This is a genomic window from Carnobacterium sp. (genome assembly GCF_040274945.1).
GTDB lineage: Bacteria > Bacillota > Bacilli > Lactobacillales > Carnobacteriaceae > Carnobacterium_B.
The window spans coordinates 396485-423022 of record NZ_JBEMAR010000001.1 but is presented as its reverse complement, the minus strand read 5'-3'; the positions used below and the strand labels follow the sequence as shown (position 1 = coordinate 423022).

Annotated in this window: 26 protein-coding genes; 17 read left to right on the top strand and 9 right to left on the bottom strand. The window is 34.0% G+C overall.

What is annotated here, in order from left to right; genetic code table 11:
• The first annotated feature begins 42 nt into the window (after positions 1-42).
• From ABS916_RS02000 to ABS916_RS01970, 7 genes are all read left to right on the top strand, one after another.
• Positions 43-729, top strand: a complete 687-nt coding sequence (locus ABS916_RS02000) for a DivIVA domain-containing protein (protein WP_350450303.1) — start codon at positions 43-45, stop codon at positions 727-729.
• A 348-nt stretch (positions 730-1077) separates the two neighbouring features.
• Entirely contained in the window at positions 1078-3867 is a 2790-nt protein-coding gene (gene ileS, locus ABS916_RS01995) for an isoleucine--tRNA ligase (protein WP_350450302.1), read from the top strand.
• A gap of 125 nt (positions 3868-3992) precedes the next feature.
• A complete protein-coding gene (gene dapF, locus ABS916_RS01990; protein ID WP_350450301.1) occupies positions 3993-4973 on the top strand; it encodes a diaminopimelate epimerase in 981 nt (326 codons plus the stop codon).
• A 160-nt stretch (positions 4974-5133) separates the two neighbouring features.
• The gene (gene cspD / locus ABS916_RS01985) at positions 5134-5334 is read left to right on the top strand and encodes a cold-shock protein CspD (RefSeq protein WP_035022210.1); all 201 of its coding nucleotides are present in this window, start codon (positions 5134-5136) and stop codon (positions 5332-5334) included.
• Positions 5335-5556: 222 nt separating this feature from the next.
• Positions 5557-5979 (top strand): MarR family winged helix-turn-helix transcriptional regulator, encoded by a 423-nt coding sequence (locus ABS916_RS01980; RefSeq protein ID WP_350450300.1) that lies wholly within the window; start codon positions 5557-5559, stop codon positions 5977-5979.
• 31 nt (positions 5980-6010) lie between these two features.
• Positions 6011-7789, top strand: coding sequence for an ABC transporter ATP-binding protein (locus tag ABS916_RS01975; RefSeq protein WP_350450299.1), 1779 nt, complete (start codon positions 6011-6013; stop codon positions 7787-7789).
• A gap of 28 nt (positions 7790-7817) precedes the next feature.
• The gene (locus tag ABS916_RS01970) at positions 7818-9584 is read left to right on the top strand and encodes an ABC transporter ATP-binding protein (protein ID WP_502880573.1); all 1767 of its coding nucleotides are present in this window, start codon (positions 7818-7820) and stop codon (positions 9582-9584) included.
• 283 nt (positions 9585-9867) lie between these two features.
• On the opposite strand, the gene ABS916_RS01965 is transcribed toward ABS916_RS01970, so the two are convergent.
• From ABS916_RS01965 to ABS916_RS01955, 3 genes are all read right to left on the bottom strand, one after another.
• Positions 9868-10116, bottom strand: coding sequence for a GlsB/YeaQ/YmgE family stress response membrane protein (locus ABS916_RS01965; RefSeq protein ID WP_007724863.1), 249 nt, complete (start codon positions 10114-10116; stop codon positions 9868-9870).
• A 163-nt stretch (positions 10117-10279) separates the two neighbouring features.
• A complete protein-coding gene (locus ABS916_RS01960) occupies positions 10280-11500 on the bottom strand; it encodes a toxic anion resistance protein (RefSeq protein WP_350450298.1) in 1221 nt (406 codons plus the stop codon).
• A 19-nt stretch (positions 11501-11519) separates the two neighbouring features.
• Complete coding sequence (locus tag ABS916_RS01955; RefSeq protein ID WP_350450297.1) at positions 11520-12224, bottom strand: 5-bromo-4-chloroindolyl phosphate hydrolysis family protein; 705 nt, start codon at positions 12222-12224, stop codon at positions 11520-11522.
• Between the two features lie 250 nt (positions 12225-12474).
• Here ABS916_RS01955 and ABS916_RS01950 point away from each other — a divergent pair, with 250 nt between their 5' ends.
• Genes ABS916_RS01950 through ABS916_RS01940 form a run of 3 tightly spaced genes read left to right on the top strand, consistent with a single transcriptional unit; the run spans position 12475 to position 14009 of the window.
• Positions 12475-13026: an NUDIX hydrolase gene (locus ABS916_RS01950; RefSeq protein ID WP_350450296.1), complete on the top strand. Its 552-nt coding sequence runs from the start codon at positions 12475-12477 to the stop codon at positions 13024-13026.
• An 18-nt stretch (positions 13027-13044) separates the two neighbouring features.
• Positions 13045-13296, top strand: coding sequence for a cell wall synthase accessory phosphoprotein MacP (gene macP / locus ABS916_RS01945; RefSeq protein WP_350450295.1), 252 nt, complete (start codon positions 13045-13047; stop codon positions 13294-13296).
• Between the two features lie 20 nt (positions 13297-13316).
• Positions 13317-14009, top strand: coding sequence for a 5'-methylthioadenosine/adenosylhomocysteine nucleosidase (locus ABS916_RS01940; RefSeq protein ID WP_350450294.1), 693 nt, complete (start codon positions 13317-13319; stop codon positions 14007-14009).
• Between the two features lie 78 nt (positions 14010-14087).
• Here the strand turns inward: ABS916_RS01940 and ABS916_RS01935 are convergent, their stop codons facing one another.
• On the bottom strand, positions 14088-14561 hold the full coding sequence (locus ABS916_RS01935) for a GNAT family N-acetyltransferase (RefSeq protein ID WP_350450293.1): 474 nt from the start codon (positions 14559-14561) through the stop codon (positions 14088-14090).
• A gap of 223 nt (positions 14562-14784) precedes the next feature.
• Here ABS916_RS01935 and ABS916_RS01930 point away from each other — a divergent pair, with 223 nt between their 5' ends.
• The gene (locus tag ABS916_RS01930) at positions 14785-15348 is read left to right on the top strand and encodes a GNAT family N-acetyltransferase (RefSeq protein ID WP_350450292.1); all 564 of its coding nucleotides are present in this window, start codon (positions 14785-14787) and stop codon (positions 15346-15348) included.
• Between the two features lie 24 nt (positions 15349-15372).
• Here the strand turns inward: ABS916_RS01930 and ABS916_RS01925 are convergent, their stop codons facing one another.
• Positions 15373-15813 (bottom strand): YueI family protein, encoded by a 441-nt coding sequence (locus ABS916_RS01925; protein ID WP_350450291.1) that lies wholly within the window; start codon positions 15811-15813, stop codon positions 15373-15375.
• A gap of 302 nt (positions 15814-16115) precedes the next feature.
• Between ABS916_RS01925 and ABS916_RS01920 the strand changes: the two genes are divergently transcribed.
• A complete protein-coding gene (locus tag ABS916_RS01920) occupies positions 16116-16760 on the top strand; it encodes a YktB family protein (protein ID WP_350450290.1) in 645 nt (214 codons plus the stop codon).
• Positions 16761-16810: 50 nt separating this feature from the next.
• Here the strand turns inward: ABS916_RS01920 and ABS916_RS01915 are convergent, their stop codons facing one another.
• The 4 genes from ABS916_RS01915 to msrC form a co-directional block, all read right to left on the bottom strand.
• Positions 16811-17275, bottom strand: a complete 465-nt coding sequence (locus ABS916_RS01915; RefSeq protein ID WP_350450289.1) for an S-ribosylhomocysteine lyase — start codon at positions 17273-17275, stop codon at positions 16811-16813.
• 136 nt (positions 17276-17411) lie between these two features.
• Positions 17412-17582, bottom strand: coding sequence for a hypothetical protein (locus tag ABS916_RS01910; RefSeq protein ID WP_156097349.1), 171 nt, complete (start codon positions 17580-17582; stop codon positions 17412-17414).
• 301 nt (positions 17583-17883) lie between these two features.
• Positions 17884-18489, bottom strand: coding sequence for a 30S ribosomal protein S4 (gene rpsD, locus ABS916_RS01905; protein ID WP_013710464.1), 606 nt, complete (start codon positions 18487-18489; stop codon positions 17884-17886).
• A 222-nt stretch (positions 18490-18711) separates the two neighbouring features.
• The gene (gene msrC, locus ABS916_RS01900) at positions 18712-19179 is read right to left on the bottom strand and encodes a free L-methionine (R)-S-oxide reductase MsrC (protein WP_350450288.1); all 468 of its coding nucleotides are present in this window, start codon (positions 19177-19179) and stop codon (positions 18712-18714) included.
• A gap of 224 nt (positions 19180-19403) precedes the next feature.
• On the opposite strand from msrC, the gene ABS916_RS01895 reads away from it, so the two are divergent.
• The 5 genes from ABS916_RS01895 (at position 19404) to ABS916_RS01875 (ending at position 26514) form a co-directional block, all read left to right on the top strand.
• On the top strand, positions 19404-21125 hold the full coding sequence (locus tag ABS916_RS01895) for a septation ring formation regulator EzrA (protein WP_350450287.1): 1722 nt from the start codon (positions 19404-19406) through the stop codon (positions 21123-21125).
• Positions 21126-21288: 163 nt separating this feature from the next.
• Complete coding sequence (locus tag ABS916_RS01890; protein WP_350450286.1) at positions 21289-22428, top strand: cysteine desulfurase family protein; 1140 nt, start codon at positions 21289-21291, stop codon at positions 22426-22428.
• Between the two features lie 35 nt (positions 22429-22463).
• Entirely contained in the window at positions 22464-23681 is a 1218-nt protein-coding gene (thiI, locus tag ABS916_RS01885; RefSeq protein WP_350450285.1) for a tRNA uracil 4-sulfurtransferase ThiI, read from the top strand.
• Between the two features lie 404 nt (positions 23682-24085).
• Positions 24086-25684, top strand: a complete 1599-nt coding sequence (locus tag ABS916_RS01880) for an amidohydrolase (RefSeq protein ID WP_350450284.1) — start codon at positions 24086-24088, stop codon at positions 25682-25684.
• Positions 25685-25836: 152 nt separating this feature from the next.
• Positions 25837-26514, top strand: coding sequence for a redox-sensing transcriptional repressor Rex (locus tag ABS916_RS01875; protein WP_350450283.1), 678 nt, complete (start codon positions 25837-25839; stop codon positions 26512-26514).
• Positions 26515-26538: the final 24 nt, after the last annotated feature.

The window sequence follows — 26538 nt, the reverse complement described above, 5'->3', positions numbered from 1 at the left end:
GTACTAAAGCACGTAAAAATTAAAAAAATGGAGGTGTCTTATATGGTGTTGACTCCCTTAGATATACATAACAAAGAGTTCCCTGTCAAGATGCGAGGCTACGATCAAGATCAAGTAAATGATTATTTAGATCAAATCATTAAGGACTACGAAATGGTTTTAAAAGAAAAACGTGAATTAGAAAAAAACTTGCAATTTTCTGAAGAAAAGGTTGGGCATTTCAACAATCTTCAAGACGCTCTAAATAAATCGATTATTGTTGCTCAAGATGCAGCAGATAGATTAAAAGAAAATGCGGCTAAAGAAGCAAATATTATTCGTTTAGAAGCTGAAAAAAATGCGGATCGTTTGTTGGATGAGGCAGTTTCTAAAGCTAGAAAAATTACTACTGAAACAGATGAATTGAAAAAACAAAGTAGAGTCTTTAAACAACGTCTGCAAATTATGATAGAATCTCAACTAGAAATGGTTAAGAATTCAGAATGGGATGATTTGTTACGACCTGCTGAAGAAGAAACACTCAACATTCCTACATTAAAAGAAATTTTAGCAAGTGTTAATCAACCAGAAGAAGTTGTGAGTTCTGATGTTGAATCGAACGATGAAACAATTGAAGAGAATAATTCTGAGAGACTGACAGTAGTTAGCACCAATGAAATAGAAAATAATAATATACAAGAACAACCTTCATTAGAAGGCACTTTGCCAGCTATTGAATTGCCTAAATAAGTAAAAGCAGTGAATGGAACAGAAAAACACTAGAACACTAAAGTAAGCGAGTTAGAGATAGTGAAAGCCTAACAGTCCCTTCTAGTTGTCAGATCCTCCATGAGTGTTAATTTGAACTTGAGTAAAATTAACCGGTTAATTGACGTTATACAATTACTTAAGAGAAGGAGAAAGTTCCAAATTTTTTCCTTCTAAATTTGGGTGGTACCACGAAGATTTCGTCCCTCTAGGGATGAAGTCTTTTTTTTATTGATAAGATTAGTTGCAATTGATAAATCTCAGTTGTATGATGAGCATGTCATTTTGGAATTAAGGAAATAAAATAGAACAAATAAGGGGTAGATCTTAATGAAAATGAAAGAAACATTACAATTAGGAAAAACAAAATTTCCCATGCGTGGAAATTTACCAGTTCGTGAGCTAGAATGGCAAAAAAACTGGGAAGAATTGGATATTTATGGACAAAGACAAAAAATCAATGAAGGCAAACCAACATTCGTTTTACATGATGGGCCACCGTATGCAAATGGAAACATCCATATTGGACACGCTTTGAATAAAATCAGTAAAGATATCATTGTACGTTACAAATCAATGTCTGGATTCAGATCTCCTTACGTTCCAGGTTGGGACACTCATGGTCTGCCAATTGAACAAGCCTTAACAAATAAAGGTGTTAAGCGTAAAGAAATGAGCCTTGCAGAATTCCGTAAGTTATGTGAAGAGTATGCTTGGGAGCAAGTAAATAAACAAAAAGAAGATTTTAAACGTTTAGGTGTAGCGGGAGAATGGGATCATCCATACGTAACATTAACGAAAGAATATGAAGAAGCTCAAATTCGCGTGTTTGGGAAAATGGCCGAAAAGGGTTATATCTATAAAGGCTTAAAACCTATTTATTGGTCTCCATCTAGTGAATCTGCACTTGCAGAAGCTGAAATTGAATACAAAGACGTTAAATCAGCAAGTATTTATGTAGGTTTTAAAGTTGTTGATGGAAAAGGTCTGATCGATGAAGATACTTCATTTGTTATTTGGACAACTACACCATGGACTATCCCATCAAATCTTGCTATTACTGTTCATCCAGAATATGATTATTCTGTTGTAGTTGCAGACGGTAAGAAATATGTTTTAGCAAAAGACTTGATTGATGCTGTCGCAGAAGAAATTGGTTGGAATCAAGTTGAAACGATTAAAGAATTAAAAGGTAAAGACTTGGAGTTCATGACGGCTCAACACCCAATGTATGACCGTACTTCTCTTTTGATTTTAGGAGACCATGTAACTCTTGAAGCCGGTACTGGTCTTGTTCATACAGCTCCAGGTCATGGAGATGATGACTTTATTGTAGGACAAAAATACAAATTAAGTGTTTTATCACCAGTTGATGATAAGGGTTGTTTTACAGATGAAGCTCCAGGTTTAGAAGGTATTTTTTATAATGATGGAAATAAAGTCATTACTGAGTGGTTGGAAAAAGAAGGAGCACTATTGAAATTAAACTTCTTTACTCATAGTTACCCACATGACTGGAGAACTAAAAAACCGGTTATTTTCCGTGCAACACCTCAATGGTTTGCTTCTATTGATCAATTCCGTGGAGACATTTTAGAAGCCGTTGAAGGCGTTGAATGGGTTCAAAAATGGGGTATGCAACGTTTGTATAATATGGTCCGCGATCGAGGCGATTGGGTTATTTCACGTCAACGTGCTTGGGGAGTTCCTTTACCAATCTTCTATGGTGAAAATGGCGAAGCTATTATAATACCGGAAACAATTGAACACGTAGCAGGTTTATTTGGAGAGTTTGGTTCAAATATTTGGTTTGAACGCGAAGCTAAAGAGTTATTACCAGAAGGATTCACTCATCCCTCAAGTCCAAATAATCAATTTACAAAAGAAACAGACATCATGGATGTATGGTTTGATTCTGGTTCATCTCATGAAGCTGTACTAAGAGCTAGAGAAAACTTAACTTTTCCAGCTGATATGTATCTTGAAGGTTCAGATCAATACCGTGGTTGGTTTAATTCAAGCATTACGACCAGTGTAGCCATCAATGGAGTAGCACCTTATAAAACAGTTCTCTCTCAAGGAATGGTTTTAGATGGGGATGGCCGCAAGATGAGCAAATCTCTTGGAAATACAATTGCACCAAGTAAAGTTATTAAGCAAATGGGAGCCGACATTGTGCGTCTATGGGTTTCAAGTGTAGATACACAAGCAGATGTGCGTGTGAGTGATGAAATCTTAAAACAAGTTTCTGAAGTTTACCGCAAAATTCGTAATACTATGCGTTTCTTATTGGCTAATACCGCTGACTACAATCCTTCAACAAACAAAGTAGAGTTTAATGATTTAAGATCTGTAGACAAATACCTAATGATTCGTTTAAATCAATTGGTAGAAAAAGCAGAAGGGCATTATGATAACTATGAATTTTCTTCTATCTATCAATTAATTAATAACTTCTGTACAGTTGACTTGTCTCAATTCTATTTAGATTTCGCTAAAGATGTTGTTTATATTGAAGCTGAGGATGCTTATGAACGCCGTGCTATGCAAACAGTGTTCTATGAAGTATTAGTAAAAATTACAAAACTATTAACACCAATTCTTCCACATACTGCTGAAGAAATTTGGTCATTCTTAAGTGAAACTGATGAGTTCGTTCAATTAACGGATATGCCAGCTATCGATCGTTATGAAAATGAAGCTGAACTATTAGACATGTGGGATGCTTTCATGGATATTCGCGATGTGGTTCAAAAAGCTCTTGAAGAAGCACGTAATGAAAAAATCATTGGAAAATCTTTTGAAGCAAAAGTAACTCTTTACCCTACAGAACAAACAAAAGACTTGTTTGTTTCGTTAAATAGTAATTTAGCACAATTATTAATTGTTTCTAATTTAGAAATAGCAGAGTCGATTGAAGATGCACCTAGTCATGCGGTTCATTCAGAGTCTGTAGCGGTTGTAGTAGAACACGCTCATGGAGAAACTTGCGAAAGATGTCGCGCTATCAAAGAAGATGTAGGTTCTGATGAAAATGCACCAACTCTTTGTGCTCGTTGTGCAGCAATCGTTGAAGAACATTTTCCAGAAGCTTTAGTACCTGAAGCTGAAGAAGAATAAACCTGTTATAAAATAAGGGAGTGAGACAAACGTCTCACTCCCTTATTTTGATACTTTATATTTTTTATTGTAATCTGTAAATGAAATGGTAAAATATGGTAAGGAAAAAAGGAGGTACAATCATTATGCAAGTAGACTTAATTAAAGTTCATGGATCAGAAAACGAATTTTTTATTTTAGATGAAACATTGCTCGAAAGAACAGTGACACAAGATGAACTTGTATCTCTGACTCAAATCATTACGGATCGCAACACAGGGCTTCTAAAGGGAGCTGACGGAGTTCTTTTAGTAGGAACAACGAATCATGAAGAATCAGACGGACGTATGAGAGTAATCAATTATGATGGTAGTGAAGCTAGTATGTGTGGCAATGGATTAAGAACGGTTGCGCGTTATCTTTCTGAAAAAAATAAAAAAAATGAGTTTGTTGTTGAAACAATGCATGCTGATCTACACGTAAAAAAAGCAGAAGAATTAGGAAAAGATATTCAAACTTTTCAAGTAGAGATTTCTCCAGTATCTTTTAATGTAGATGATTTGCCATTCAATTGGTCATCAGAAAAGTTTATTGATCAAGAATTACCAGAACTAGCTACTAATTTGCGATTTTCTGCGGTTGCAGTGCCAAATCCTCATTTAATCAGTTTTGTTGATCATGAAACAGTATACAGTTCACAATTTGAGGAGCTTGCAACCTATTTAAATGGTAAAAACCCTTATTTTCCTGACGGAGTAAATGTTAGCTTTGTAGAAGTATTGGATAAACAATCCCTATTTGTCCGTACTTTTGAAAGAGGAGTAGGTTTTACAAATGCTTGCGGTACTGCAATGGCAGCGAGCAGTTTAATGTATGTGTTATTAAAAAATGGCCAATTTGAAGAAAAGATTCAAGTGACTAACCCTGGGGGAATGGTTCAAACAGTTGTTCACAAAGATGAAGATGGAATTTACTGGATGGACTTAATTGGAAATGCAACGTATTTAAATAAAGTGTCTATCTCATTAGAAGACATTTTAACTCATAAACTAGATAATCATACCCAAATCCCACTAAATGAAAATGAAAATTACCATAAATTTTTAAAGGAACTTACGATTGATTAAAAAAACATAAATGAAAATGTTGCTGTTAAAGCAAAGTAAACCCTTGCAAAACTAAAAACCCTAAGTTATAATAATTTTGTGATCGATTTTATTTTTTTAAAGACGATAAGTCACAAAAAAGAATCAATTGCAAAATGACTAAGCGGAGGTACAGTGAATTATGGAAAAAGGAACAGTAAAATGGTTTAATGCAGAAAAAGGGTTTGGTTTTATTGAGGTTGAAGGTGGAGACGACGTGTTTGTACACTTTAGTGCAATTACAGGTGATGGCTTCAAATCATTAGAAGAAGGACAAGCAGTTGAATTTGAGATCGTTGAAGGAAATCGTGGAGCGCAAGCTGCAAACGTTGTAAAACTTTAATTTTAATTCAATTAATCGAAGTACCAACAGATTTTTAATCTGTTGGTACTTTTTTTGTAGAAAAATATTAAACCTGACTTTTCTATTGACTTTAAGTTAGCAATAAGATAATATAGTTAGCGTGCTAACTATATTATTCTATAAATTTTAAGAAAGTTATCCAAAAGAGTGAGGTGGAAAAAAATTTTTTTTGATGAGGAAAGTAATGAAAAGGCAATTGGAATGGAAATACGTAAATTGGTAAATTTCATACACAGAAATGTTGAATCTTTTAAAATAGAAGACGATAATCATCATATTACTAAGATGCATGGAATGATTATTGGTTTTTTAAATAATGCTAAAGACGAAGACATATTCCAAAAAGACATTGAAAAAAAATTTTCAATGCGTCGTTCTACTACTTCAAAAATGTTGAAAAGTATGGAAGATAAAGGATTAATTAAGCGGATTTCCATTGAAACGGATGCACGAGTGAAAAAGTTACAATTATCAGAAAAAGGTCAGAGTTTGGTTGAAGAAGTAACAAGAGAATACCAGAGAATTGAAAATTTATTAATCGAAGGATTAACTGAAGAAGAGCTTGAACAGTTTTTCAAGACCATTCATAAGATGCAACAAAATATGTTGAAAGATATAGAGTAAGACTCAGTTAAAGAAACGAAGGAGAACGACTATGCTAAAAATATTAAAATATTTAAAACGAAAAGAATGGATGATGATTTTATTTAGCGTTATCTTTATAGTTGTTCAAGTCTATTTGGATTTAGAACTACCAGAATATATGTCTAAAATTACGCAACTTATTCAAATTCCGGGTTCAAAAATGCAAGATATATTTGAAAATGGCGGCTATATGATGCTGTGTGCTCTAGGTAGCTTAGTCGCATCTTTTGTAACAGTGTTTTTTGTTTCAAAAGTAGCGGCTGGTCTTTCTCGCACGATAAGATCAGAAGTATTTACAAAGGTTGAAGGATTTTCAATGGAAGAAATCAATCATTTTTCTACTTCAAGTTTGATCACCCGTTCTTCAAATGATGTAACCCAGATTCAAATGGCAATGTCATTAGGTATGCAAGTGTTAATCAAAGCTCCTATTATGGCTATATGGGCCATTTCAAAAATAGTTGATAAGTCTTGGGAGTGGACACTTTCAACAGCAGGTGCTGTAGTTGTATTGCTCCTTATCATAAGTGTTGTAGTTATATTCGCTTTACCGAAATTTAAGGTGATCCAAAACTTAACAGATAACCTTAATCGAGTTACACGTGAAAATCTAACCGGATTACGTGTTATTCGTGCATACAATGCGGAAAATTTTGAAGAAGAAAAATTTGAAACAGCAAATCACAAACTAATGAATACAAACTTATTTATCAATAGAATCATGGCGATTATGGGACCAGGGATGACATTGATCATGAGTGGATTAAGTTTATCTATTTACTGGATCGGTGCTTACTTAATCAATGATGTTCAACTAACTAGTCAAGCAAGTGTTTTAGATCGTGTTGATATATTCAGTGATATGGTTGTGTTCTCTTCTTATGCTATTCAAGTTGTTATTTCATTTATGATGTTAACGATCGTATTTATTATCGTTCCTCGTGCTGCAGTATCAGCTGGACGTATTTTAGAAGTTTTAAATACAAAAGAAACCATTAAGGATGGAACATTGACACAGTCTACTCAAGATCAAAAAGGTACTGTAGTATTTGATAATGTATCTTTTCAGTATCCAGATGCTTCTGAAGCTATATTGGAAAATATTTCCTTTACGGCAAACAAAGGTGAAACAGTTGCTTTTATTGGTTCTACCGGTAGTGGGAAAAGTACGTTAGTCAATTTGATCCCTCGTTTCTTTGATGTAACAGATGGCCAAATTAAAGTTAACGGCCAGGATATCAAAGAATATACACAAAAATATCTGCATTCTTTAGTTGGATTTGTTCCACAAAAAGCGTTTTTATTCAGTGGTACGGTTCGTTCAAATGTGAGTTATGGAGATGCTGGACACGAAGTAACTGAAGCCGACATGAAAAAAGCTATTGAAATAGCTCAAAGTAGCGACTTTGTTGAGAAAATGGAAGATGGATATGATGCCTCAATTTCTCAATCAGGAAGCAACGTATCAGGAGGTCAGCGTCAACGTTTAGCAATCTCACGTGCGATTTCACGGAAGCCAGAGATTTTGGTTTTTGATGACTCATTTTCAGCTTTAGACTACAAAACAGATCGTGTATTACGTGCAGCGTTAAACAAAGAATTAAAAGATACAACAAAATTAATTGTCGCTCAACGTATTGGTACCATTCGTGATGCAGACAAAATTATTGTTTTAGATGAAGGAAAAATTGTTGGAATTGGTACACATCAAGAATTGATGCAAACGTGTGAAGTCTATCAAGACATCGCTTATTCTCAACTTTCTAAGGAGGAATTAGCAGATGAGTAAACAAAAAAATGGACCGATGAGTGGACCAATGGTAGGTAAGAAACCTGATAATTTTAAAGAGTCTATTGGCAAGTTAGCAAAATATTGTAAACCTTATATGATATACATTATAGTAGCATTTGTATTTGCTATTTTCGGTACAGTATTTAATTTAATAGGCCCGGATCGTCTTAGTGAAATTACAGATATCATCACTGCAGGCATTACAGGTACTATAGATTTAGAAAAAATAAAAAGTATTGGTCTATTTTTAGTTACATTGTATGTTCTTGGTGCAATTTTATCTTATTTCCAAGGATTTATTATGGCTACTGTAACTCAAACCGTTACAAAAAAATTGCGTACCGATATTTCAACAAAAATTAATCGTTTACCGTTACGCTATTTTGATAGCAACAACCATGGAGACATCTTGAGCCGTGTAACAAATGATGTGGATACAATTGGACAAACGTTAAACCAAAGTTTAGGTCAATTGGTAACCTCTATTAGCTTATTTATCGGTTCATTGATTATGATGTTTTACACAAATGTTCCTATGGCTTTGTCTGCCATCCTATCAACCGTTATCGGTTTTGGTTTAATGATCACAATTATTAAACAATCACAAAAATATTTCAGTCAACAACAGAAAAGTTTAGGTGAATTAAACGGTCATGTTGAAGAAATATATACAGGTCACAATATTGTAAAAGCATTTAATGGTGAAGAGTCAGCGATTGAAGAATTTAATCAAATCAATGATACATTATTTGATAGTGCTTGGAAGTCTCAATACATTTCAGGTCTAATGATGCCGTTAATGAACTTTATTGGGAACTTTGGATATGTAGTGGTCTGTGTAGTCGGAGCTTATCTAGCGTTTAATGATCAAATCACTTTTGGTGTGATTGTTGCCTTTATGATGTATATTCGTTTCTTTACGCAACCTCTTTCACAAATTGCACAAGCTTTTACTAGTTTACAATCAGCAGCTGCAGCTAGTGAACGTGTCTTTAATTTCTTAGAAGAAGAAGAGTTAGAAGTTGAAACTGGAAAACCTACTTCATTAGGTACTGTTAAAGGAAATGTTACATTCGACCATGTGAAATTTGGATACAATCCTGACAGACCAATCATTAATGATTTCTCTCTAGAGGCTAAAGCTGGACAAAAAATTGCAATCGTAGGTCCAACAGGGGCAGGTAAGACGACATTAGTAAACTTGCTAATGCGTTTCTATGAAGTGAATAGTGGAGAAATCTATATTGATGGAACACCGATTTCCAGTGTTACTAGAGGGGCCTTACACGAACAATTCTGTATGGTACTACAAGATACTTGGTTATTTGAAGGAACGGTTAGAGAAAATATTGTCTACAGTAAAAAAGGTATAAAAGATGAAGAAGTAGTAAATGCTTGTAAAGCAGTTGGAGTACATCATTTCATTCAAACGTTGCCACACGGTTACGATACAATTTTAGATGATACAACAAGTTTATCTGCTGGTCAAAAACAATTAATGACGATTGCTCGTGCAATGGTCGCAGATGCACCATTATTGATTTTGGATGAAGCAACAAGTTCTGTTGATACACGTACTGAATTGATAATCCAAAGAGCAATGGACAGTTTAATGCATGGAAGAACGTCTTTCGTTATTGCACATCGTCTATCAACCATTAAGAATGCGGATTTGATTATTGTGATGAAAGATGGAGATGTAGTAGAAAGTGGCAACCATGATGTTTTATTGCAACAAAATGGATTTTATGCAGATCTTTACAATAGTCAATTTGATCAAGAAGAAGAGTAAGAAGATAAATCTAAAAAAATAGCTATGCCCATAGGGTGTGAATGAAGAATTTCATTCATGCCTTTTTTTATGCCTAGCAAAGATAAAATTAAGAAGTTATTTATTAAATTTAGTGTGTTTTAAGGTCTTTAGGAGTGCGGTTGGACATTTTATTGGTGTTACTTATAAAGATGTTTAAAATGGCGTTATTCTACATTAAAAAGAGCCTATGATATTCAACCACTAGATACAAAAAAAGCAGTCCAAGAAATTTCTTTCTTGGACTGCTTTTTAATTAATTCTCTTAACCTTTGCGTCTTCCAACAATAAGTGAGAAGATAAAAATTAAAATAATAGCTCCAATTAGTGCTGGAATAATCGCGAAACCGCCAATGATAGGTCCGAAGTCGCTTAGTAATGAACTACCGATCCATGATCCGATAAAACCAACAATAATGTTTCCGATAATTCCGCCTGGTACATCTTTACCAACTATCATACCTGCGATAGCTCCTAAAATTCCACCTACAATTAATGACCAAATAAATCCCATGTTCTTTTCCTCCTTCAAAAAATGTTATTCTTTATTACTCTTATTAGTATAGTCACCTTTTGTTCACATATCAAATAATATGCTCTTCGCAGTAATTGATAGACAAAAAAAGCATTAAGACAATCAATCGAAGTCTATCAATTGACTATCTAAATGCAATTAGTTAATTGTTATCAGTTGTCAGTTCCAATAATTTATCACGTAAAGAGGTTTCCATAACGGATAATTCCCGTTCTGCTTCTTTTCGTTTGATTCGTCCATCTTGTTGAATTTGCAATGTTTCTTGTAGAGTTTCAATTAAATCATTTTGAGTTTTTTGCAAAGTCTCAATATCGATGATGCCGCGTTCGTTTTCTTTGGCTGTTTCAATAGAAGAGATTTTTAACATTTCAGAATTCTTCTTCATTAAATCATTAGTTGTTTCGGATACTTGTCGTTGAGCTGTAACAGCATCTTTTTGACGAAGTAACGTAAGAGCAATCGCAATTTGGTTTTTCCAAAGAGGGATGGCCATATTGATAGATGATTGAATTTTTTCAGCTAAGGCTTGGTTCGTATTTTGGATCAAGCGAATCTGAGGGGCTTGTTGAATAGTCATTTGACGCGCAAGTTTCAAGTCATGGGTTCTTTTTTCTAAACGGTCTAAAAACTGATTTAAATCATTGACCGTTTGTACATCCATTTGATTTGTACTCGTTTCTGCTTTTTTTACAGCTTCTGGAATAAGGTTATTAAGCAAGTCGTCAATTTTTACTTCTCCAGCAGCAATGTAAATGTTTAAGGCATCAAAATAATCTTTATTCTTAGTATAAAGCTGTTCTAACATTAAATTATCATTTAATAAACCGGCTTTTTCCTTATCCAATTTCACGGAAATTTTATCAATTTGAGCACCAATTTTTTGATATTTTGCAGTCATTTCATAAATCGATTTTTTTACACGGCCAAATATTTTTTTAAACATATTGCTGTCTTCAGCACGCAAATCTTCTGGATTAGCTTCATTCAAGCGATACATTAAATCATTTAATGTATCACCAATTTCACCAGTATCTTGGTTTTGAACATGATTTAACATGGAATGAGAAAACTCTCCAAGTTTTTGTTGAGCAGCTGAACCATACATCATGACAGATTGGGCATTGGTAACATCAATTTGTTCAGCTAATGAGCGAGCTTGTTCTTGGCGTTCTTTTGGCAAGCTGTCAATTAAGCGTGGCACTTGTTCTGTCTGAACCATTTCTTTTTCAATTTGTTCTTGTTTCTGTAAGACAGGTGCGTTTTCAGATACATCTCCGAAAGGATTAGCTAATAAACTTTCTAATTCAGAGTCGACTTCTTTAACCGTAGAAGATTGTTCTAGTTCTTCATTTTTTTTATCCATCTTACCATCTCCTTAAAGATTATAATTCTTCTGATTCTATTGATTGTGTATGACCATTATCGCGTTCAATTGCTTTCTTTGCAAGCTCTACCTCTATGGCCATATCTTCAAAATCATCAGATTTAAACAGAACATAATCTTCAGCGATCAATTGACACATTTCATCTATTGTAGAGGCACTTTCGTCAAGAATATCAAAGGTTGATTTATTTTTCACTTCATGTTGACTAATTTCCAGATATTTATCCGTTAAATCGGTTAAAGAAGGGAGGTGGACATATAAAAATTTATCTACTTCGTGTAAACGATTGGGTTCTTCAGTGATTCCTTTAAATAAAGATTTAGATAATTGAATCGTATTGTTGCGCTTTTCAATTGCTTCTAGTTTTGAGACACTGTGAAGGTTTTTTTCTAAGCTTAATAATTTTAGCTTGGCTGTATGCATGGTTTCTCTAAAGAATTGAATTTCTTCTTTAGACATTCCTTTAGATTTGTAAAAAGCTTCCTTTTCAGGGGATAAACGATTTAGTTTTTTTGATGACTTAGAATCCTCATTGACGGATTGCTTATAAATAAAGAATGCTCCTATAGCCATACTGATGATTAAGGACAAGAATAAATCAAAATCGAACAGAACGTAAACAACAACGAAAATTAAAATGGTTGATAAACTGGTCAAGGTGTAATAGAAAATGTCACCTAAACTTTTGATATTTTTTTTCATATTTTTCACTCCAATAATTTATTTTTTGAATTGTTTTTAAGTTTTATTTTCTTAGTCTTATTTTAGCATAAATAAGACTAAATCTCCTATCAGACCTAAGAATGATTTCTTGCTACAACTAATGAAGTGGAGTAGCGTGTAGACAGTCTATAATTTCTTTATAAAAAAGCATAAAATGTAGACTTGATTGAAAAAAATGAAAAGGAAAGGTATGATAAGGCATAAGAAATTTTTTTATGGAGGAAATAAAATGATATTTGAAGAGAAAACACTCTCTACTGAGACTGTATATAATGGAAATTTGATTGATTTTGTAGTGGATACTATTGAATTGCCTAATGGAGAAACAGCTACTAGAGAGTTGGTTAAACATCCTGGTGCAGTAGCTATTATGGCATTCACAGACGATAACAAAATGATTTTTGTTAAGCAATACCGAAAAGCTGTTGAGCAAGTCCTTTTAGAGATACCCGCTGGGAAAATTGATTTAACAGATGAAAATCCCTTGGAAACAGGAAAAAGAGAATTAGAAGAAGAAACAGGTTACCAAGCAGAATCATTTGAAATGGAAACCTCTTTTTATACTTCTCCAGGATTTGCAAATGAACTGATTTATGTTTATTCTGCTAAGGGACTTAAGAAAGTTGAAAATCCTCTTGCTCAAGATGAAGATGAATTTATTGAATTAGTTTACTTAACGTTTGATGAGGCTTGGGAAGCTTATGAGAAACACTTGATTTACGATGCAAAAACAGTATATGCTCTCATTGCTTGGAAACTTAAATTAGCCACAACGAAATAGAAAGGGTGAGTTTACTAGATGGATCCAAAAACTAGAGCAGAAATTAGAAAAGAAAATGAATTAAAAGAAAAAGAGCAAAAGAAAAGAGATAAAGAACGCGAAAAAGTTGAGCGAGAATACCAAAAGCAATTAGAAAAGGAAGGCATCGTTACGAAGAGCCGTAAGAATGAAAATGAAAAAGTTCGTGACAGAGGGCGTAAGCTAGATAAAATTATTTTAGTGGTAGCGATATTACTAGTTATTGTATTGGCAATTGTATTTATTATTTAGTCTAGAGAGGAATTTAAAGTATGAAAATTGGGATTATCGGTGCTATGCAAGAAGAAGTAACTGTATTAAAAAATAGTATGAGCAATAAACAAGAGTGGGTAGAAGCGAATGCTTCGTTTGTATCTGGAAAAATTGAGCAAGTTGAAGTCATTTTAGTGCAATCTGGTATTGGAAAAGTTAATTCGGCCATTGCTGCAACGCTCTTGCTGTCTAAACACGAAGTAGATGCCATTATCAACACGGGGTCTGCTGGAGGAATTGGAGAAGGACTGTCTGTAGGAGATGTGGTTATTTCAACTGAAATGGCTTATCATGATGTTGATGCAACTGTATTTGATTACGTTATTGGACAAGTTCCTCAAATGCCAGCTCGTTATCAAGCAGACCGCTCTCTTGTTGAACAAACTAGCCAAGCAGCTAAACAAGTAGGTTTGCAAATGGTTCAAGGGTTAATCCTGACAAGTGATTCTTTTGTTGCAGATAAAAAAATTGTGAATCATATCAAACACCACTTTCCAGATGCTTTGGCTTCTGAAATGGAAGGTGCAGCTATTGCACAAGTTTGTTACCAATTTGACAAACCCTTTGTTATTGTAAGAGCTATGTCAGATGTAGCAGATGAAGAAGCTGGAATGAGTTTTGATGAATTTATTATTGATGCAGGTAAGAAATCCGCTGAAATGGTACTAGAATTGTTAAAAAATTTAGCTTGATAAAAAAACGAAGCGGCAAGGATGTTTTCATCCTTGCCGCTTCGTTTTTTATGTGTGTAAGAAGTGCAGAAGATAACGTTAGAGTTGTTTGTATGCTACTTCAGTGTAAACTTCATATCCCAATTGCTGGTATACTTTTTTTGCTCTTACATTATCAGACCAATAATGCAGTTCCAGTTGGGAGATGCCACGTTCTTTTGCAAAGTTATCAGCAAATGCTAAAAGTTCTTTGCTTAGTCCTTTCCCTTGGTAAGCAGGCATGATTAAGACATGGTGCAAGTATAATCGAGTGTATCCATAGCGATAAACCGTTTCTGCTACTGCTTCTTCTTCTAACCAAAGATAAGCAGCAATTTGTTCAGATTCTTGCTGATCATCCATCCAAAGAAATACTTGTTGTTTTGGATTTTTAAATTGTTCTTGAAAATAGTGTAAGATTGCTCCTTCATCGTATGGTTTGAAAAAATCAGGATACATTTCTTTATGTTTTTCTTGCATGACATAGCCCAATTTTGCCATTAATTGCGCATCTCTTGTTTCGATAACTTTCATATTAAAGCCTCACTTATATTCATTTTTCTAAATTAAACACACCTTAATAGTTTATCACGAGAAGGAAGAAAATAAAAATAGTTGATTTCTGAATACACATATAAAAAATGAAATAAGGTTTGCTATAAAAGCGCAAACATTTTAAAATAAAGATATCATACCTAATCATATTAAACACGTTCATTGGTGAAAGACAAAATTAGTAGGAAAGAGGCTTTAAGTGGTGACTATTTTAGAAACGGAGCGTTTACTACTCGTACCTTATCAATTATCCTTTATTGAAGCTACACTAATTGGGGATGATAAATTACAAGAAATGTCTGGTTATAGTGTTGCACAAGAATGGCCGGGTGTAGAATTTTTCTTTTATCTACCTTATGTGCTTGAAACAGTAAAACAAGACAAAATAAAAGAAAAATGGACCCATTTAGTGATCCTTAAATCTGAACAAAAAATAATTGGAGAAGTCAGTGCACAAGGCAATCCTGAACTGACGGGTGAAGCAGAGTTGGGTTACGGTATAGTAGAGGCCTATGCGGGAAATGGATATGCCACAGAGGGAGCACAAGCTTTTTTAGACTGGCTTTTAACTGAGAACATCAAAAGTATAAAGGCTAAAACTTATTTGTATCATAAAAAATCGCAACATATTTTAAAAAAATTGGGGTTTGTAAAAACAGGCGAAGGTCTATTTACTGGAGGAGACAGGGTAGCCTATTATGAATGGCGATTCAATCCAATCACAGCTATAAACAGTAATGAATACGACAAAAAAGCTAAAGGATAACGATTTAGCTTTTTGTCGTATTCATTATGAAAATAAATTTTTGAAAAATGATGGTTTCTTGTCCTCTTCTTCTGGAGGAGTCATCAAAGGGTATTTAACGGCTACGTCCACTTCAGTTTCATCAACAGCAGTCGATGAGACATAAATCAATCCAAGTGGACTACGTAGAGCTCCTTCATCAGATACGATCCGAAAAGAACAATTGTATTCTTGACATAGCTTGATATAGGGGGTTAATTTATTCATATCAATTTGTCCATTCAAGAGCAATTGTTGATTTGGATGAAGCTGAATTTCTTGTTTTAAAGCATCTATATAATTTTCAGAAATAAGTTGTTCAACGGTCATTGATAGATAGACACGTTCTCTAAGACTGCCAAAATATTTATTTCTTTCATCAGGGTTTGTTTTTTTATTTCCATGTATGCCTTTTGATAAATAGTCTTGAGTCTCTCTGTCAGCCATTTTAAAACCCTCCTTTTATAGTCATTGTTAATGAATTAACATTTTCACTATTCTCTTAGATTAAAAAATAGTATAGCATGAACCTCAATGAAATAAAACTTTTTGTATTTGATCAAGCTGACAAAGAAAAGCTAAAAAAAAATTGACCAAAAAATTCTATACGAGCAGCCTTATGAATGAATCATACCTTGATAGTTTAAAGACGTGATTTTATAAAATAAAGGTCTCTATTAAAAATTTAATCTAATTTGATTGTTTATTTGGTAAAATAGAGACAGGAATCGAATTCAAGGAGTGGAAGAATGGATAATGTCACATTTACCAAAGACGATTTTGCGGTGTTTACTATTGAAGGGCTAGAACCTAGAATGTCAGCCATTCGAAAACAAATTCAACCAAAGTTTCATCTACTAGGACAGAGGCTAGCGAAGGAGTTAGCAGCTGAATTGAATAAAGAAAGTCTGCCTGTTCATATTGCCCAACATATAAGAAGAACAAAGAACGCTCCAAAAGATACTTGGATGGCGATTGGTGGGAATAAAAGAGGATACAAAAAATACCCTCATTTTCAATTAGGCTTGTATGGAACGCATCTTTTTATTTGGTTGGCTTTTATTGATAACCCTCTATATGAAGAAAAAATGGCTCAGAAAATTATCGAGGAACCAACTCTATTATATGATATGCCTAATGATTACGTTGTTTCATGGGATCACACAAAAGAACAAGTGATACCAATTCATCAAGCCGAATTACTCAGTGGATTGATGCGATGGAAAACGGTCAAGAAGGGAGAATTTTTAATTGGAAGACAGATTTGGGCCAATGATCCACTTTTGATGAATCCAAATCAGACCCAAAACTATATACTTGATACATTTATGCAGTTATTGCCATTGTATAAACAGGCTTACAGCGTACATGAATTACAAGAAAGCAGCAATTAAAACAAAAAAGGATTCAACACGGTAATTATCGCGTTGAATCCTTTTTTAGATTAAGCAAATACAATATGCCATTCATTCCGTTTTGCTAAGAAATCTTTTGCTAATTGTTGTGCACCTTCTAGAGTATGATGAGCTGCCCAACCACATTGAGTTTCGTTACTTGCTGGAACTTCAGTAGCTACTAAAACGTCTTCCATTGTTTTTTGTAAAACTTCTAAAATTTCATCATAGTTTTCATGATTGATAACGGTTAGATAAAAACCTGTTTGGCAACCCATAGGACCAAAATCGATAATATAATCTGCATGGTTACGAATCAATTCAGCAGTTAAATGTTCTAGGGAATGGACACTCATCATATCCATATGTTCTTTATTTGGTTGTGAGAAACGAACATCATATTTTAAAATTTTATCTCCATTTAATCCCATTTTTTTATCTGCTAATCTAACATAAGGTGCTTTAACTTTTGTATGATCTAAGTTAAAACTTTCCACATTCATTTTGTTTGTCATAAACAATACACTCCTTATTTGCTTCTAACGCTATTTAAGTTCCTATTCATTAGTGTACCACTTTTAGCTTCAGACTAAAAATAATTATTTTTCAGCATAGAAGATAGAAAATAAAAAAAAACGCTGAATGTCAGTCTCAGCGTTTGTCGTTGTTATCGTTATCTTTTTTCTCATTAAATTTACGGACGATAAATTCATAGTTTATAAGGGCATTAAAATCATCTTGAAAATGAATCACTATTTTCGACTTGTTACTCTTTAATTTGACGGCAGGGCCAGTAACTTCAACTACTGTATGGTTAGACACAATGTACACTCCTTTTTAGCTAAATGAAATGAGGGCAAATGACTTTTTTAATAAAGTTTACTTGGATAAAAAGAATAATTGCTATTTATTAATCAATAAAGTCTACCATAAAATTATAGGAATTAAAATATACTTGAACTGCTTTTTTGAAATTCTCATCAAATTCATATAAAACTTGGTATTTAGCCATTGGAAACGGTTGTCTATTAAAAAAATCTGCCTAATTTTTTTAATAAAAGAACAAAAAAAGAACCAAAGGAACGGCTTGAGCCATTTCTTTGATTCTTAATAAAATTAGTTATTAACGAGAGTAGTACTCAACGATGATTGTTTCATCAATTTCAGCAGATAATTCATCTCTTAATGGTAAACGGTTGTATGAACCTTCTAATTTTTCAACATCGAAAGTTACGTAATCAGGACGGCCGAATAATGCTTCAGCAGCTGATTTAATAATATCCATGTTTTTAGATTTTTCACGTACAGTGATAACTTGTCCAACTGAAACGCTGTATGATGGAATATCAACGCGTTTGCCATCAACAAGAATGTGGCCGTGGTTTACTAATTGACGTGCTTGACGACGAGTAGTAGCTAAACCTAAACGGTAAACAACATTATCTAAACGTTGTTCTAAAAGGATCATGAAGTTTTCACCATGTTTACCTTCTTTGATTTTACCAGCTTTTAAGAATAAGTTACTGAATTGACGTTCGTTCATGCCAAACATGTGACGCAATTTTTGTTTTTCTTGTAATTGAAGACCGTATTCTGTTAATTTTTTACGGCTGTTTGGACCATGAGGGCCTGGAGCGTAAGGACGGCGTTCGATTTCTTTACCTGTGCCAGAAAGTGAAATGCCTAGACGACGAGAAACTTTCCAACTTGGACCTGTATAACGTGACATAATGTAATTCCTCCAATAAATGTTTTTTTTTGGAGTAAAATAATAAGTTGAAGTTCAGTATTTCGTGCAGTCCATTTTTCAATCTTCACCTTTGCAGCCATAGGTTACGCAATTGCACCGTTACTGGCAATGAACTGTTGACGTGAATACCACTCTCACGCTGCATTATTTTACACAAACGCAATTATACGCTATAAATCATTAGTAAGTCAAGGTATTCTATTATATAATTGAAGGATCTAAAAGAATTTGGACAAATTCTTCTAAATATTTTTGATCGATTTCATCAAATCGGCTAGTAATAGGAGCATCGATATCTAAAACACCAATCACATGACCTTCTTTGATTAAAGGCACAACAATTTCAGATTGGCTTGCTGCATCACAAGCAATATGTCCAGGGAATTGATTAACATCTTCAACGAAAATGCTCTCTTTTTTAGCAAATGCTGTTCCGCAAACCCCTTTACCATTTTGTATTCTTATACAAGCTACTTTACCTTGGAAGGGTCCTAAGACCAATTCGTCAGAAGCTGGTTCATATAAATAAAATCCTGCCCAATTGATAGTAGGTAAGTTCTCGAATAATAGAGCTGCTGCGTTACTTAAATTTGCAATGAAATTAGTTTCATCACCTATTACAGCACTAAGTTGTTTATTTGTTAATGAATAAGCAGATTCTTTTGTCATGTAAGCACTCCTTAAAAGTCTCTCAGCAACATATCAGAAAAATGATTATTTTCCTAGATTGAGGTGTGAGAATATTTTCTTCTATGTTATAATATACAATAGGTGTTTTTATAAGTAAATCCTTTATAAAAATTAGACATACCATTACATTCCTACATAGAATGAAATAACTATTTTTGTGAAATCAAAATGAACTTAGCAGTAATCCAATCGGAGGTTTTAAAATGAAAATAGAAACAGTTTTAATGGTTATCATTGTATTAGCTCTGGTATCTTATATAACCAGTTATATTATGAAAAAAAAGCATTATCAAACGATCAACAAGCTGGAACAAGAAAAATTTGATTTAATAGATACACCCATATCAGAAACCCTTCAAAGTGTTAAGGATCTTTCTTTGACAGGACAGACAAAGAAAAATTTTGAGCAATGGAAAGAAAAATGGAAGAAATTAGAGATGACGGCATTTCCTGATATAGAAAATCTTTTGTTTGATGCTGAGCAGGCAACAGACCGTCTACAATTGATCAAAGCTAGCAAAGCTGAACAGAAAAGCAGCGAGCTGATGAATAGCACGAAACAGGACATTAAAGAAATTCAATTAGCGTTAAACGAACTATTAAAAAGTGAAGAAAAAAATAATCAAGCTATAAAAAAAGTCCAAGAAATGTATCAAAGCATTCGGAAAAAATTACTAACACAAAGTTTTTCTTTTGGCCCAGCACTGGATAGATTAGAAAAGAAACTTACTTTTTTAGAATTAAGTTTTGCTAATTTTTCTGACTTAACGGTTTCTGGAGACCACATTGAGGCTGAAGAAGTATTGAAAAAGCTTAGCCATGAAACAAAAGAGTTAAATGATGCAGTTACGGCTATTCCTAGCTTAGTTAAAGAAATTAGTACAGAATTTCCGGCTCAAGTTCAAGAGTTAAAAGAAGGATACCATGAATTAAAGGATGTGCAACACTTCGTCTTTTTAGAAGATTCAATAGCCGCCGACATTTCGGATATTGAAAATGATATCAAACAAGGTGAGAAATTACTTAAGCAATGTGAACCTGAAGAGGCCCAAAAGCTGAATGTGATAATTGAAGAAAAAATCAACCAGATCTATGATGTTATGGAAGCAGAATTAAATGCTAAAGAAACAGTCGAAAAAGAGCAGACTATTTTGGCTGAATTTATTGGATTTGTGAATAAGAGAAATCAACAACTAATGATTGAGATTGACCGCGTATCACAAAGTTACAAATTAAACGATGCTGTTTTAGAGCAAACAAAAAAAATGCAAGAACAAATTGATGAAATTAAACTTGATTTTGAAACATTTAAAAGTGGGATTGAGAAAAATCAAGCCGTCTATACAGTGGTTGAAGAAACCTATGCTGCAGATGGAGAAAAGTTAACTCATATTGAAGAAGAGCAAGAAAAATTGATCACTCAATTAGCTGACTTACGCAAAGAAGAAACTGAAGTAAAAGAAAAAATTGATGATTTTGAGTTTAATATGCGTGGCATAAAACGCTACATTGAAAAGCAGCACTTACCAGGGTTACCTGAAGAATATTTAGATTTATTTTTTGTCACAACAGAGCGGATTGAAAAATTAGCCAAAGAATTAAATAAATTGAAAATCGATATGACAGAAATAAAAAAAATGTGTGACCTATGTGAAGATGATGTTGAATTACTTATTGATAAAACTGAAGAAATCGTGGATAGTGCATTACTGACAGAATATATGATGCAGTATGCGAATCGGTACCGAAATGAACATCCTGAAATTGGAGAAGCCATTTTGGAAAGCAATGATTTGTTTAATAAAGAATTTCAATATAAAGAAGCGCTTGAAGTTGTCTCTACAGCACTAGAAGTTGTAGAACCAGGTGCATTCAAAAAAGTTGAGAACCAGTATTATGAAGAAAAAAGCCAAAGTGCTAAATAGATAAAAGAACTGAACCGATTAAGAAAGAGTCAACAGAGTGGTGATTAGCGCTGCTCTGTTTTGTTTTGTTAAAAAAGAGACGTCTTGTATTCGAAAAAGTTTTTGTTATAATAGTAAAGAATTTTCACTTGAGGAATAATTTAAAGGAAAGTGTGACAATAAAATGATTTATTTTGATAATAGCGCAACAACAAGAATGGATAAAAATGTTTTACAAACTTATGAAAAGGTAAGTCAAACCATCAATGGAAATCCTTCCAGTTTACACTTGTTAGGCAACTATGCGGATGGGTTGCTTCAGCAATCTAGAAAACAGATAGCTGATTTAATGCATGTTTTGCCTGAAGAGGTTTACTTTACTAGTGGTGGAACAGAAGGAGATAACTGGGCTATAAAAGGAACAGCCATTGAAAAAAGACAATTCGGCAAACACGTGATTACAACAGCGGTGGAACATCCTGCAGTCAAGGAATCCGTTGGTCAGTTGAAGATGTTGGGATTTGATGTAACTATTTTACCCGTTGATCAGAGTGGAAGAGTTTCTGTTTCTGATTTAAAAGAAGCATTAAGATCGGATACTATTCTAGTGTCGGTAATGGTTGTAAATAACGAAGTGGGAAGTATTCAGCCAATTGTAGAGATTGGGGAAGTGCTAAAAGATTACCCAACCGTTCATTTTCATGTGGACGCAGTACAAGCGATTGGGAAGGTACCGTTATTATTAGGTAAAGAGTCAAGAATTGACTTAGCTACTTTTTCTGCTCATAAATTTCATGGGCCTAAAGGTATGGGATTTATGTATATTAAAAAAGGGAAAAAAATTGCCCCGCTTTTAAATGGTGGTGGACAGGAATCTGGCAAACGTAGTGGTACAGAAAATGTAGCTGGCGCAGCATCTATGGCTAAAGCGTTACGCCTCGTACTTGAAAAATCAGAAGAGAAGCAAAAGGATCAAAGAGAAATAAAAAAATACTTGGTACAGCAATTAGAAGGATATAAAAAAGTCTCGATTTTTTCTCAAAAAGAAGGAGCACCTCATATATTATGTTTTGCTTTAAAAGGCATTCGTGGAGAAGTAATGGTTCATGCTTTTGAAAAAAAGGACATTTATATTTCAACCACTAGTGCTTGTTCAAGCCGTAGTGGTGTGGGTTCTAGTACTTTGGAAGCTATGCATGTCCCTGAAAAATTAGCCACAAGTGCAGTGCGTATCAGTTTGACCGATACCAATAATTTAGCAGAAGCAAAACTTTTTATGGGCGAATTTGATCAACTGTATCAACAATTTAAAGATATTAAATAAACTTAAAGGGAATAAAGAGAGGAAGTAAGTAACACATGCAATACGATGAAGTAATGATCCGTTATGGTGAACTATCAACTAAAGGTAAAAATAAACGCATTTTTATTAGCAAATTGGCTCAAAATGTAAAGTTTGCTTTACAAGATTTTGAAGAATTAAAAGTACATGGAGAGCGTGACCGTATGCATCTAGAATTAAATGGTGCAGATAGTGATGCAGTGTTGAAGAGATTAGAATCTATCTTTGGTATTCAAAATTATTCTCCGGTTAGACGTTTGGAACGAGATATTGAATTGTTGAAAAAAGTTGCAGTCGAAATGATCGAAGAGCTGTATACAGATGGCAAAACCTTTAAAGTCATGACTAGACGTTCTGATCATGATTATGAATTGGATACGAACGATATGAATCAATTGTTGGGAGCAGAAATTTTCAGCAAAGTTGAAGGCATAAAAGTTCAAATGAAAAAACCAGACATTACATTACGAGTTGAAATTCGTAATGAAGGATTCTTTTTATCCAGCAAGACGGTTATGGGGGCAGGTGGTCTACCTGTAGGGGCAAGTGGAAAAGGTATGCTGATGTTATCTGGTGGAATCGACTCACCTGTAGCGGGCTATTTAACCATGAAACGCGGTGTTAATGTAGAAGCTGTTCATTTCCACAGCCCTCCATACACAAGTCCAAGAGCTCTTCAAAAAGCGAAAGATTTAGCTGCTAAATTAGCTGCTTTCTCAGGCAGCGTTCAATTTATTGAAGTTCCTTTTACCGAAATTCAAGAAGAAATAAAGAAAATTGTTCCAGAAGGTTATTTAATGACTGTTACACGAAGAATGATGATGAGATTGACCGACCTTATCCGCGAAGAACGCAAAGGATTAGCAATCGTCAATGGTGAGTCATTAGGACAAGTAGCTTCGCAAACGTTGCATAGTATGATTGCAATCAATGATGTAACTGCGACTCCGGTCATACGACCAGTTGTTTCAATGGATAAAAATGAAATTATTGAGATTGCTCAAAAAATTGATACATTTGATTTATCCATCCAACCATTTGAAGATTGCTGTACAATTTTTGCTCCTCCAGCGCCTAAAACACAACCTAAACTAGAAAAAGCTCGTAAATATGAAGAGCGACTTGATGTTGAAGGACTAATAGAAAGAGCGATGAACGGTTTAGTAATCACTAAAATTACTGTTGGAGACACATTAGAAGCACAACAAGAAGCTGATTTTTCAAGTTTATTATAATTAAATGCAGTCTTGAAAAAAGGTTGTATGACAAATGGTGTGGATGCTTCAAACTAAAATTTCTTATGGAATTGGACGGGTTTGCTTGTGGAGCCATGGGACCGCCTGTAAGCCTGTAGTCTTACAGACTTTCAAGCTTCAAATAAACCGTAATCGCTGAAGCTCTAACGGTTTATAATTCTCATTGAATCCTATATAGGGCTACAAGCCAACCTATTCCTCCAGAAATTCTTGGTGAGTAGTTTGATTAATCTATCAGCACTAAAGATTATAGATCCGAAAAAAGCTAGGCACAAAGTATGTGTTTAGCTTTTTTCTATCGTTCTACTTATGTAACTTAATACTGCTAAATAAAAATTAAGTAGGTATAATAAAAATAGCGAATACGATAGGAGGATGTCAAAGTGAAGTTATGGAAAAATGGACTTTTTTTTACAATGGAAAAAGAAGACGAAACGGTTTCTGCAGTCCTTACTGATGGTGAAACCATTTTGGCTGTAGGCGAAGAAGATGAATTGAAAAAAAAGTATGGCAATAAAATAAGCGAGGAAATTGATTTAAATGGAGAAACGATATTTCCGGGGTTTGTAGATAGCCATTTGCATTTATTGTGGTATGGAATGAGTTTAGCCCGTTTAAATTTAAACCAATTTAAAAGTAAAAAAATAAGTTTGGAACAAATCCGAAAAAAAGTTGAACAATTAGCTCTAGATGAGTGGCTTTTTGTTGAGGGGTACAATGAAAATGAATGGGAAGACGATCCAACGCCTCTTACAAAAATGGACTTGGATGCTATTTCAACATCACATCCCTTATTGGTTCGCAGAATCGATTACCATAATGTTGTTATCAACACACCATTAATCAATAAAATACAGCTTAAAGATGGCCAGATGTATGATGGTGGTGGTGAAATTCAATTAGATAAAGAAGGGAAATTAACAGGTATTTTAAAAGATGAAGCAACAAATTTAGCTATAAATGCTTTTCCTGAGACGACTCCTTCAGAACAAGAAGAATACTTAACTTTAGCGATCGAAGATTTATGGTCAAAAGGAATAACTGGGGGACATTCGGAGGATCTGCATTACTTTAACGGCTTCGAAGGAACCCTGAAAACGTTTCATACAGTTATTGAAGAAAAAAGAAAAGCTTTTCGAGTGCATCTCTTGATTCACCATAAGGAATTGAGTGCCTACAATCATTCAAGTGAAATGTACCTGGATGGCAATCCTTATGTAGAACTAGGAGCAATGAAAATCTTTTATGATGGAACAGTAGGATCTCGAACAGCTTTAATGAGCTACCCGTATCCAGGTACTACTAATTATGGCCTACAAGTTCAAACAGATGAAGTTTTTATAGCCCTTATCAAAGCTGCACGTAAAGCTAAACTTCCAGTAGCCATCCATATTTTAGGAGATAGAGCATTTGAAAAAGTAATTGAAACGTTACGTCAATTTCCACCGCTGCCTGGACAACTTGATCGAATGATCCATACACCTTGGTTAAATGTTGAATTACTAAAAAAGGCTAAAAACTTACCTTTGATTTTTGATTTACAGCCGCAATTTATGAGCAGCGATCTGCCGTGGGCACTAGATGTTTTAGGTAGAGATCATCCACCTCTAGCCTTTGCATGGAAGACTATAAAAGATGCTGGATTTCCAATTGCAGGAGGTAGTGACGCTCCAGTTGAAATACCCAATCCTTTTTTTGGTATACACGCAGCTGTTACTAGAACGAAAAGAGATGGGAAAAGTAAATATCGTTATTTTCCGGAAGAAGAGCTTTCTGTATTTGAAGCGTTATCGCTTTACACAAAAGGAAGTGCCATTGCAGGTTATAAAGAGAATTCTAGAGGGAAAATAAAACCTGGTTATAGTAGTGATTTTACAATTCTAAAGCAAAATCCGTTTTTAATAGAAAAAGATGCATTGAAAGACCTAGTCGTTTCGAAAACCATTGTTGGTGGAAACATCGTTTTTTCGATAAACGATTAATAGTTAGGAGGTCTTTAAAGAAAGAAGATAAATGGAAACATCTGTCTTCTTTTTTTGTTCAATATAATTGTGATGTTAATCACAATTATATTGAGTTAATAATTGAAAGATGGTATGATAATGAAGAAATTAAAGGACAGGAGGCAGGATAAGTGGAAATAACGACTAAAATACATCAAATTCCAAACGCAACAGCTCAAAGGCTACCTATCTATTATCGTGCATTAAAAAAATTGAATGAAACAGGGGTAGAGCGCATAAAATCAAAAGAATTAAGTCAACTGACACAAATTCCTTCAGCAACGATTCGTCGAGATTTTTCTCATTTTGGTGAATTAGGAAGAAGCGGATATGGGTATGAGGTCGTTTATGTAACTGAAGTATTTCGAGAATTATTAAATGTGAATAATATCATTAATGTAGTACTTATTGGCGTAGGGAATTTAGGAACAGCCATTTTAACCAATAATTTCAAGAAAGAAAAAAACATTACAATCAAGTGTGCTTTTGACATTCAATCGCCTTATTTAGGGAAAGAAATATCTGGTGTACCAATTTTTCCTATGGAACGAATGAAAGAACTCGTTAGGAAAGAACAAATTCACACAGCTATTTGTGCTGTACCTAGTGAAGTATCTCAAGAAGTAGTAGATGATCTAATAGACGCTGGTATCACTTCCATTTTAAATTTTGCTCCTGGAAGAATAAAAGTGCCGGATACTATTCAAATGAAATATATTGATTTCTCCAGTGAAATTTTTACAATGGTCTATCAAAACGAAGCGTTATATCCTGGTAATCCATCTGAAAAAATAAATGAGATAAAATAAGCCTTCAGATAAGTGGAGTAATAA

Coding starts and splice junctions, on each gene's coding strand:
- ABS916_RS01915 (WP_350450289.1), bottom strand. CDS start 17,275: ATGACAAACAAAATGAATGTGGAAAGTTTTAACTTAGATCATACAAAA.
- ABS916_RS01950 (WP_350450296.1), top strand. CDS start 12,475: ATGATATTTGAAGAGAAAACACTCTCTACTGAGACTGTATATAATGGA.
- ABS916_RS01960 (WP_350450298.1), bottom strand. CDS start 11,500: ATGGATAAAAAAAATGAAGAACTAGAACAATCTTCTACGGTTAAAGAA.
- dapF (WP_350450301.1), top strand. CDS start 3,993: ATGCAAGTAGACTTAATTAAAGTTCATGGATCAGAAAACGAATTTTTT.
- msrC (WP_350450288.1), bottom strand. CDS start 19,179: ATGACAAAAGAATCTGCTTATTCATTAACAAATAAACAACTTAGTGCT.
- ABS916_RS01935 (WP_350450293.1), bottom strand. CDS start 14,561: ATGAAAGTTATCGAAACAAGAGATGCGCAATTAATGGCAAAATTGGGC.
- cspD (WP_035022210.1), top strand. CDS start 5,134: ATGGAAAAAGGAACAGTAAAATGGTTTAATGCAGAAAAAGGGTTTGGT.
- ABS916_RS01965 (WP_007724863.1), bottom strand. CDS start 10,116: ATGGGATTTATTTGGTCATTAATTGTAGGTGGAATTTTAGGAGCTATC.
- ABS916_RS01955 (WP_350450297.1), bottom strand. CDS start 12,224: ATGAAAAAAAATATCAAAAGTTTAGGTGACATTTTCTATTACACCTTG.
- rpsD (WP_013710464.1), bottom strand. CDS start 18,489: ATGTCACGTTATACAGGTCCAAGTTGGAAAGTTTCTCGTCGTCTAGGC.
- macP (WP_350450295.1), top strand. CDS start 13,045: ATGGATCCAAAAACTAGAGCAGAAATTAGAAAAGAAAATGAATTAAAA.
- ileS (WP_350450302.1), top strand. CDS start 1,078: ATGAAAATGAAAGAAACATTACAATTAGGAAAAACAAAATTTCCCATG.
- ABS916_RS01970 (WP_502880573.1), top strand. CDS start 7,818: ATGGTAGGTAAGAAACCTGATAATTTTAAAGAGTCTATTGGCAAGTTA.
- ABS916_RS01980 (WP_350450300.1), top strand. CDS start 5,557: ATGGAAATACGTAAATTGGTAAATTTCATACACAGAAATGTTGAATCT.
- ABS916_RS01890 (WP_350450286.1), top strand. CDS start 21,289: ATGATTTATTTTGATAATAGCGCAACAACAAGAATGGATAAAAATGTT.
- ABS916_RS01940 (WP_350450294.1), top strand. CDS start 13,317: ATGAAAATTGGGATTATCGGTGCTATGCAAGAAGAAGTAACTGTATTA.
- ABS916_RS01920 (WP_350450290.1), top strand. CDS start 16,116: ATGGATAATGTCACATTTACCAAAGACGATTTTGCGGTGTTTACTATT.
- ABS916_RS01975 (WP_350450299.1), top strand. CDS start 6,011: ATGCTAAAAATATTAAAATATTTAAAACGAAAAGAATGGATGATGATT.
- thiI (WP_350450285.1), top strand. CDS start 22,464: ATGCAATACGATGAAGTAATGATCCGTTATGGTGAACTATCAACTAAA.
- ABS916_RS01895 (WP_350450287.1), top strand. CDS start 19,404: ATGAAAATAGAAACAGTTTTAATGGTTATCATTGTATTAGCTCTGGTA.
- ABS916_RS02000 (WP_350450303.1), top strand. CDS start 43: ATGGTGTTGACTCCCTTAGATATACATAACAAAGAGTTCCCTGTCAAG.
- ABS916_RS01925 (WP_350450291.1), bottom strand. CDS start 15,813: ATGGCTGACAGAGAGACTCAAGACTATTTATCAAAAGGCATACATGGA.